The 9,093-nt window shown below is 57.7% G+C and carries 2 protein-coding genes; both read right to left on the bottom strand.

Annotated features, from left to right (window positions below; translation table 11 throughout):
- Positions 1-36: 36 nt before the first annotated feature.
- Positions 37-267, bottom strand: coding sequence for a hypothetical protein (locus OO306_RS05260; RefSeq protein WP_265967925.1), 231 nt, complete (start codon positions 265-267; stop codon positions 37-39).
- A gap of 70 nt (positions 268-337) precedes the next feature.
- Positions 338-9,037 carry a neuraminidase-like domain-containing protein gene (locus OO306_RS05255; RefSeq protein WP_265967924.1) on the bottom strand — a complete coding sequence of 2,900 codons (8,700 nt, stop codon included), beginning with the start codon at positions 9,035-9,037 and terminating at the stop codon, positions 338-340.
- Positions 9,038-9,093 lie beyond the last annotated feature (56 nt).

Here is a 9,093-nt window from a genome sequence, read left to right as displayed (position 1 = left end):
AATCACTCAGTGTGTACGCAGCCTGGTGCACGGGGGCTATTCAGTCCCGTTTATCTTATTCAGCAATTCACCAACGGTCCCAAGTTTGGACAGTTCGCTAATGGAAATTTCGAGCTCGTTGAACTCTCTAAGCAGGGCTCTGATCCAGCGGTTACCATCTCCGTTAATGTCCAAGAGCGATGTGGTCTCGTCGATTTCGTCTGTATAGTCTAGCTGATTGTCTAAGAATTGTTTGAATGCCTCAAGTGTTGTTTTTTCTGTGCTCATTGTTGTGTCCTCATGTTGGTTTAAATGCATAACCTGCTTACGGCTCGGGGCCGTTGAGCGTGATGGGTTCTTAATTGACTGGTGCGTCTGTTATGGGGAAGGTGTAGCTTTCGTCATAGACCTCGCTTTTTAATGTGAACGTATTATTTTTTTTGTCGATATTGATCAGGGTGCCACGGTTGTAATAGACGTTACCGTTCCCTGTCCATCGGGTGATTCTGATTTCCTTGTTCATATTTTTTTCCAGGTATGCAATCTTCTTGGTGATCAGGTCAGCCTCTTGATCTTTTTTAAGCCTGTCAGCGTCTTCGGCTGCCTTGCGGGCGGCGGCGGCTTTCTTCGCTGCGGCTTTCGCATCGTCGGCCGCGCTTTTGGCTTTATTCGCCGCTTTTTCTGCGTCATCCGCTGTTGTTGCGTTGTCGGCCTTTTCTCTGGCAGCCTTGGCTTTGCTGGCTGCGGTTTGGGCTTCGGTTACCGCCGTATTGGCCGTCGTCAGTTGATCTGCAGCTTCGGTGGCTTTGAGTGCATCGGCGTTGGCGTCGTCCTGCGCGGCCTGACTCCACGCAGCAGCCTCCAGATCAGCCGTCATGGCCTCGGCCAAGGCGCTAGCTCGGCGCTGGATTTCAAGACCCTGCGCAGCCAGGCTTGGATCGACTGCGTCATCGCTCGCCTTTTGTCCGTTGTCAGTTGTTCCAGGTGGATTCTCAGTCGTTCCAGATGGATTTTTAGTCGTTCCCGATGGATTCTTAGTCGGCGCGGGGGTGTCGACGACATTAACACCGGTTTTCTGCAGTAAAGTTTTTACATGCTTACGAAAGTCGGCCGAGCCGTCCAGCGCTGAGTAGATGATATGCACACTAATATCCTCGAGCGTACAAGTGTCATCCACAAATAAACTGGAATTGTTTTTTGCGCCACGCGGAAATTCGAGCCTCCAGCTGGAAAGCAATCCTGTACCTTCGAATGGCTGGTAGCGAGACTTATCGGGGATCGAGGGTTGCAGGTCATAGTTGGGAAAGGTCTCTTTAGGTGACCAGATGGCAATCTTCTGGTTGGGGTTCAGGTTTAGCAGTACGTTATTTAGGCTGCCACCTTCGACGCCGTAAAGGTAGTTCGCGCCGTCGGAATCATCCTTTAGCAACACCCTGTTAGCGGTCTGATAGAGCATGCCCGAGGGAGAAGTAGGTTTAGTCTTCGGACTGTATGTGAACGTGAGAAAGATGCGCTCGATCCTGCGCATGTAATGGCCGGGGAAGTGCTTATCGAAGTGGTGGGGGGCAAGGCTGAACTGAATCGGGATTTCTTTAAGCAGTTGCTGATGCAGTTGTTCTTTGGTAAGCCCAAGGTCATTGACAAGGGAGAGCTCTGCACGAATGTCCAGTGGCCGATGGTTTTCGCGGATGGCCGACAGGTCCATCAGCATCAGGTCCCGCGCCAGGGCCTCGCCGGCTAGCATGCCGCGCCAGTTATCCAGCCAGGCGCCAGGTTTGATCCAGGTGCTCGTGAAATCACCCAGCTCATACTGCAGGCAAGACTCGGCCATCAGGCACAGTGACAGCGTGGCATCGTAGGCGGTGGCGTAAATCTGCGAGAGCCGGCCGATCAGCCACAGGTAGGTGGTGCGGCTGGGGAACACCGAGGTCATCACCTCATACTCGGCCTGGTGAGCTGCGCGGGTAGCGTGGGCTTCTTGCAGGGCGATGCGAGCGGCCTTGAGCTGCACGTCCCTTTCGCGCAGTTGTTTGTCGAGAACGGTGAGTTCGAGGGTGGCTTGCCCGGCTTCGTACTGCCATTGTTTGGCACGGAGTTGGAATTCAGCCCTCTTGTCGAAGGTGTTAGCCTTCGTTTCCAGTAGTTCTGATACTGATTCGATGAGGTTGGCGACCGCCTCGGGTGCCTCTTCAGGTGACCAACCACCCACTGCAGTCCCACCGATAGTGGGTATAAAAGACATAGCGGAAGTAAGGTAATAGAACGGAGCTGCGGCTATGCGGGTGTTATATGAATCGGTCCAATGCGAGAGCGCAGACTCCTCCAAGCTTTTAACCCCGACGTCGTTCAGTTCCTGGTAGTAATCCAAACGTTGCTGCACCATCGCTTTGCTGGTGATTAACGTCTCGCGCTCGCGCTTGGCTAACTCCAGCGCCTGTTGCTGAAGCTGGTAAGGGAAGTCCAGCAGTTTGATCAGGTTGCGCTTGCTGAGCAATTCAAGCTGCTGGGTGGCTTCGGTCTGGTAATAGCCCAGCAGCGTCTGCCCCATGCCGATCAGCTGTTCCACGGCCTCCCGGGCGAATGTGCGCGCCTGGTCATAACGGCAAGGTGGCACCTGCGGAGGCTTGAGCTTGGCTACCTGACCCTCTCTGGCGCTGGTGTGCCCCTGGGCGAGGCGTTCCAGGAAGTCGGGGTCGAGCATGATCGGCACGGGCTTGCCGTCCAGGCTCAGGCCGTGGCGCAGGTTGAACAGGCGGTTGCGCAGCAGGTTGCGTAGTTCGACCAGTTTGTTGTTCAGCGGCGGGGTGAACTGGTCCGGGGTGGCTTGTGCCAGCGTCGGCGCATCGGCCGGGGCGCTCGACAGGTGCTCGGGCAACAGGCCGATCAGGCGCAGGGCCTTGTCGTAGCATTGCGCGGCGGCCTCCAGCGTGGCCAGGGTGAGCTGGCGGTACAGTTCGTCACCCTCGCGTTGCCAGTTTTCCACCACGAACAGGTGAAGCGCTTTGCGGTAGCGCTCGGGCTCGGCATAGGCGATCAGGTCGGGATCGTCGGTTTCCGCTATTTGTCGATAGGCGCCATGGTCATCTCGGATCGGCTTGCTCAACCAGTACTGCGGGGTGTCCTGGTCTGTTCTCCAGGTACGGTAGGGGTCGAACAAGTGGCCGGTGCACCACTGCCAGGCACCCCGGTAGTCGCGGTTTTGCCGCAGCAGCCAGGCAATCAGCAGCGGGGCATGGAAGAACAATTCCCAGAAATACATGCCGTTGGCACCGCGGAAGTCGACGGTACTGCTGGTGCCGCCAGGTTCCAGGCGCGGTTCGGGCAGGTGCTGGGTCGGCCAGGACAACACCTGCGTGACCGACTGCGTGGCCTCAGCGACCAGGCGCTTGCCGAACAGGGTGTTCAGGCGCAGGTAATCGACCGATAGGGCGTTATCGGGGTCCGCTTGATTGACTTCGGACAAATCCAGGTAGAGGGCCTGCTCGGCATTGCGCCTGATGTGTACGCTATCCACGGCATCATCGGCGTCGTCCACGACATTGTAAGTCAGGGTCGTTTTCAAACGGTTAGCAAGATAGTAGAGCTCAAAGTCAAATGAATAGCTTGAGATGGCCCGATCACGGCTGATGGGGAGCTGAAAAGCAATCGTGCTCTGGCCATCGAGGGGGACTTCATCGGTGAAGACCGGTGGATGCTCGGGGCCGAAACGGAGCAGGATGCGAACACAGGCCTCAGGGTGAAAGTGCCGAAGGCGAATGAGCGAGTTCAGAAGCTGCAGCAGGGACGGGTCAAGGGGCGTGTGTACTTCAGCCAGGATGGCGGACTTTTCCATTGCGATGTACGTGCTGACAGCATCGAGCTGGCCTGCGTGCTGCGCACGAGTGATGGCCGCATGGACCGAAATCCTGCCAGCAGAGCGCTTCGAAACATCTTTGGGCGGCTCCTCTGAATCAGGGTTTGAAGTGTAACGGACACTCAAAATGGAGCGCTTTATTCTGTCTAGGTTGTCCAAGTGAGGGGGGCTAGTTAAGGCAGATTCTAGGTCTGTTAAACTGTATTCTTTGAGAATGTTTAAGTCTGCGATAGATAAAGGTTGTTGGAGGGTGGCTAGGGTTTCGGCTGTTGGTGAAACTGTGGCTGTAAGCGTTGCGGGGGTTGGGGTTATATTGATGAGTTGAAGTTTGGCGCTGGTCTGGTGTGAAAGGTCGTATGAAGTTTTTAGGGTTATCGGTAAGTTGAGAGTGTTGTAAGTGTTAGGTCTTGGGCAATGGAAAGTAATCTCGCCGCTTGTGTGATTTCTCAGTGCGGGGCTGTTGTAAGAATCGGAGGCGCTGTCAAATACAGTTATGGATGTACTGTTACCACTTAGCTCGGCACTCTCAATGGTGATCTCAACTCCCGTGATGGCTGAGTTTGTTATGATTGTTTCGGTTTTGTGTATGGAGTAATGTATGAAGAAGGGCCCACCCTTAAAGCCGGAGGAGCCAAAGTGCACGAGCTCTAGGATTTTAATTGTGCCAACGGTCTCCAGTGCATCATTGAATAAAGTGATTTCTGGATACTGGTATACCCCGAGGTATTGGGGATTTATTGATGTTTCAATTGTGTGTTTTTTTTCGTGTATCTGGGTTTTTTTATTAGGTTTGAGCTCGTCGATAGAGATAGAGGGGGCGTGCCTAATTGGCCCCAAAGAGGATTCCCATGTTGGCTTGCTTTTTTGGTCCTCTACGATTTGGCGAGGCCCAATATAGGGATGCTGCACCGTGCGCGGGTCACGGAAAAGAGCTATCCAGTTTTTTACCAGCGTTTTCTCATTGGTTCTGTCGTTCGAGTTGGCCTTATCCAATGTCTTGGTGTCGAGCAGTAGGAGGTCCTTGCCAATAAGGAAATACTCGTTGTCACGCTCCCAGGTGCTGGTATTGACGTTGCCCTTCGAATCCTTGACCTTCTCCACATCGAACAACATCACCATCAACCACGGGTCATTTTCGCGCCCCCCCAGTTGATTCACCATCACCATCAAACCCGCCTGGAACTTCTTGGTCTTCAAGAATTTGTTCTGAGTGCCTTTTTTATCTTTACCTTCATCAAAATGTCCTGCCGCATCATGCCCATCCAGCTGCATCAACACATTGGCCGGGCTCCAGTTCCCGTCAATCTGCTGGTAGGCGAAGCACACCCTCAGCGCATGGTACTCGCTCGTTTTGTCCGGTCCCATGGGAATTGCCGCGATGTCCCGCTCGACCCACACCACATACCGGCGACCGGCGATGATGACCGGACGGATCAGGTCGACTTCCGTGCGTTCGTCATCTGCTTTTTTTTCCAGCTCCAGAAGTTCCTCTGCAAGTGTCTCAGCGGTTTTCTCTTTAGTTGGAGACTCCTTCCTCTTTTCCTTGATTTTATTTTTGATATCCTTGTCCACCGGCAATGGCCCCTTGACCATCTCGCCACTCATTGCCAGCGTGAACTCCTCCCACTCCCCCCAGGCCATCATGCTCGGTGCGTTGTCGGCGTCGCGTTGTTTCATGTCCAGCGTGCGCCAGTAGTATTCGGGTGGCTCGACATTGCTCTTGCCGATGAAGTGGTAAGTATCGCTCAGAGGATCAGTACCGCTGGCGTACGCCGAAAGCGGCTGGATATTGCTGACGTGCTCGAAGGTACTCAGGTAGCCGAGCAGGGCAGTCTGGATTTCGTCCGGTGTGCACTTGCCCTGGGCCAGCTGGGTTTCAAGCTCGGCGAAGGCGCTGCTCGTGCGCGTGCGGCGCGAGGGATCGATGAAGTTCTGCGGTTCGTTCTGGGCATCTTTGCGCAGCTTCCAGCGCTCGAAGCTGCAAGAGAAATCATCCCACTCGTCGCGCATGGCCTGGGGGATTGCCTTATCGCCATAGCCGTCCTCCAGGCGTGAGTGGATCTGCTGCAGGTAGCGCTGCAGGCTGGCGATGGCCGAGAGCACCCGGGTGGTCAGAGGTTCGTGAGAGACCTGCAGGTCTATCAGCAGGTAATCGGCCAGGGCTTCAGGGCTTTTGATCCGCTTCAGGTCCTTGTGCGGGGCGGCCCAGTGCACCAGCATCCATTGCATCAGTGCATCGCGCCAGGCCAGCTTGAGCTGGGCATCCAATGTCTGGCATTGCTGGCTGGAGCAGCTTTGGCGTAGCGCGATGGCCGCTTGTTCGAAGGCGTTGTCATCGGTCGACGCGGTGAGTGCGCCGATGACCAGCAAGCCATCCACCGACAGGCCTTGCCGGCTTGTCAGCTGTGTCAGTTGCAGTACCCGGGCTAAGGCGTGCAGCGTGGTAGGCAGAGGGATGCCGAGCTTGGCCAGGCCACCCTGGTCGTGCCCTAGCAGTGCTTCCAGGTCGGCCCAGGCCTTGGCCTTGCCTGGGGCGTCGAGCGGGGTTCGCACCTGCTTGAGGTAACGCAACAAGTCCGGCTCGTGCTTGTCGGTAGCCAGCCCGCCCAGCAGTGTCGTGTAGCCACCAAGCTGGTGCAGGGTGGTGAGGTCGAGCGGGCGAGGGATGGCGCCGAGGTTGAAGTGGTGCGGCATGATCTGGTCAAGGGCGGCATGCCCGATGCCGAACAGGCTGACCGCGCGGCTGTAGCGCTGCAACGTCAACCACTGCGCCCGGTCGTCTGCGGTAAAACACTCGAGCGGTTGGCGTTTGCCTTTTGACTTCTGCACTTCTTGGTGAACGGCATCGATGCGGTTTACCAATACCTCTTCATCGACTGCGACCCAGTGCAGCAGTGGCAGCAGGTGCTCCTTGCTTGGCAGGCCTAGCGCGGTGCTCAGCTCCTGGCGCAGGTCGGGCTTGCCAGAGGCTGGTTTCGCCTTGGACGCGTACAGGCCGAACAAGGTTTTCAACCCAGACTCTTCCAGTGGCCCGTCGTGGAGGAGCACTGCCATGTCCAGAGCGTTGACGTTCTGTTGGGCAAACCACTCCATCGTTGCCATCACCCCGGCGATGGCATCGACAATGTCCGCTTGCGGTTGCGTGGCAACGACGGCGGCGCTGGCGATGCTCGCGATGCTCGCCTTGGTGTCCTGCGGCAGTGCACTTAAACGCAGGGCTAGCGCGTCGACAACCTGCCCGTTGACGGCCAGCGTTAGCGGTAAGTTCAGGGTGGCTGCGACGTGCTCGACAAGCTCGGCCTTGGTGGGCTCATCCAGTTGGTTCAGTTTGTCGGCGAGCACGTCGACGAGATCGGGTAGGGGCAGGTCCGCCAGCAGGTTCAGCCGGTCCGTGACCAGGTTGAAGATTTGCACCTTTTCGGCGTCGTTCAACGCGATCAACTGAGTGAAGTGTGCGTCGACATCCTGCGCTTCGGATGGATCGTCTTCCACGTCCGACGGGTGTGACCACTCGTCTGGCCCCTCTGGCCCCTCTGGCCCGTCTGGTAGTCCCGCGCTGGGCCAGTCTGCGGGTGCATGGGCCCGCAGTTGCTTGACCACCTGGGTGAACAGCTCGGCCTTTTGCGCGTCCTGCAAGGGTTGCGGCTGTGCCCCCAGGCTCGGGCAGCCGGCCAGTTGCTGCTGGTAAACCGGGGACTGCTTCATCAACAGCTTCAGGAGGATCCAGCCGTCCAACTGCGAGGTGCCGAACAGGCGTGTGAGCGTGGCCAGGCGGTAGCAGGCCGACACCACCGCAAGCGAGCGCTGTGGTTTGTCCAGCTCTTGTTCGGCCGTGACGGTGTCGAGGATGGCGCGCAGCACGAGGGGGTCGACTCGCAGCGCCAACCCCAGGCGCTTGACGGTCAAGGCATCCTCACCCGTGGTGGCATTGGGGTCGAACGGCTGGTCATCGAGCACCAGCACATCCGCCAGTTTTTGCCCTTCACTATCGTGCCGGGGCGCGAACACGCTGTCGAAGAACGACAACTGACGCTCGGTGCCATGGCAGGGGATTTCGTGCAGCAGTGCTGCGAATTGCAGCGGCTGTACCTGGTACTTTTGTTGCAGATGGCGGAACAGGCCCAGGGCGCGCAGGGTGCTGACAGTCAGCTGGTATTGGGCAGGGCGTTGGCGTTCGGCGCGCAAGGCCGCGATGACCAGGGCATCGGCCTCGTCGGGGGGCAGGCCAAGTGCACGCTGCAGGCGCAGGATGCGTTGCAGGCGATCGATATGCTGGGTGCTGATCCCAGCGATCGTGATGGTCTTCTTGGCGGTTTTTTTTGCACCGTTTGATGGCGCATCGGCCTTCTGGGTCTCGGCGGCTTCCACCAGATACAGAGGGGCGCCTCCACCGTTGATGAACGCTGCGCCGTAGGCTTTGCTCGAAGCCTCGGCCACCGTTTGGCTGATGACGTAAGGGCTGCGGGTCACCGAGGTGTTATGTTTGCCGAGGGCGCTTACGGCCAGCAGACGACGCAGCTCCCTGCGTGTCAGGCCCAGTGCCTGGGTCAGTTGGTAGGTGGTATCGAGGTTGCCTTTCGGGCTCGTGGCGGGGATGTGGAACTGCGTCTTGTAGAAGTCCTTCGCCGCGCTGGCGGGCTGCAGCAGCAGGGTCCGCAATTGCGGCGAGAAACCGCTGCTCAGCAGCGCGGCGTTGTGCTGGGCGTTAAGCGTTGCAGCATCGAAGCTGAAGGCGGGCATGCCCATGTTCACGCTGTACAGCAGGTCCCACAGGGGCAGCTGCTTCATGGCCAGGGTGGCCTTGATCGCTTCCCAGGCGTTGTGGAAGGGAACATTACCCTTGTACACGCCCTCGGCCACAGCGCTTGGCAAGCCTTTGCGAGCCACCCCCGCATGCCGCTCGAGCACCTCGAGCACGATGTCGATTTTCGCCAGGCTTTTACGGATGTTCCTGTTGTTCAGCTTGAGTTGCAGCAGATCCGGGCGGCGAGTCTGCAGCGTCACCGGCTCGGCAACCTTTGCCTTTTTTTGCAGTTCTTCTATCAGGCCCTTGAGATGGACCAAGTAGGCTGGCCGCTCATTGTCTGCCCATGGCGAGGCTGGGGCGCAGCGTTCCCGGGTATCGGGAAACAGGTTCATGTAGGTGGCGGCGTCCGAGCGCTGGGCGGGGGTATTGTTACTGTCCGCGGTGGTGAGGTCGTTCATATCATGCTCCCTTGCGCTGCGGTCGGCGGCCCAGGCTAGGGCCAGTGATCGAAGCG

The organism is Pseudomonas sp. DCB_AW (assembly GCF_026240895.1).
GTDB lineage: Bacteria > Pseudomonadota > Gammaproteobacteria > Pseudomonadales > Pseudomonadaceae > Aquipseudomonas > Aquipseudomonas kermanshahensis.
This window is presented reverse-complemented; position numbering and strand designations above follow the sequence as displayed.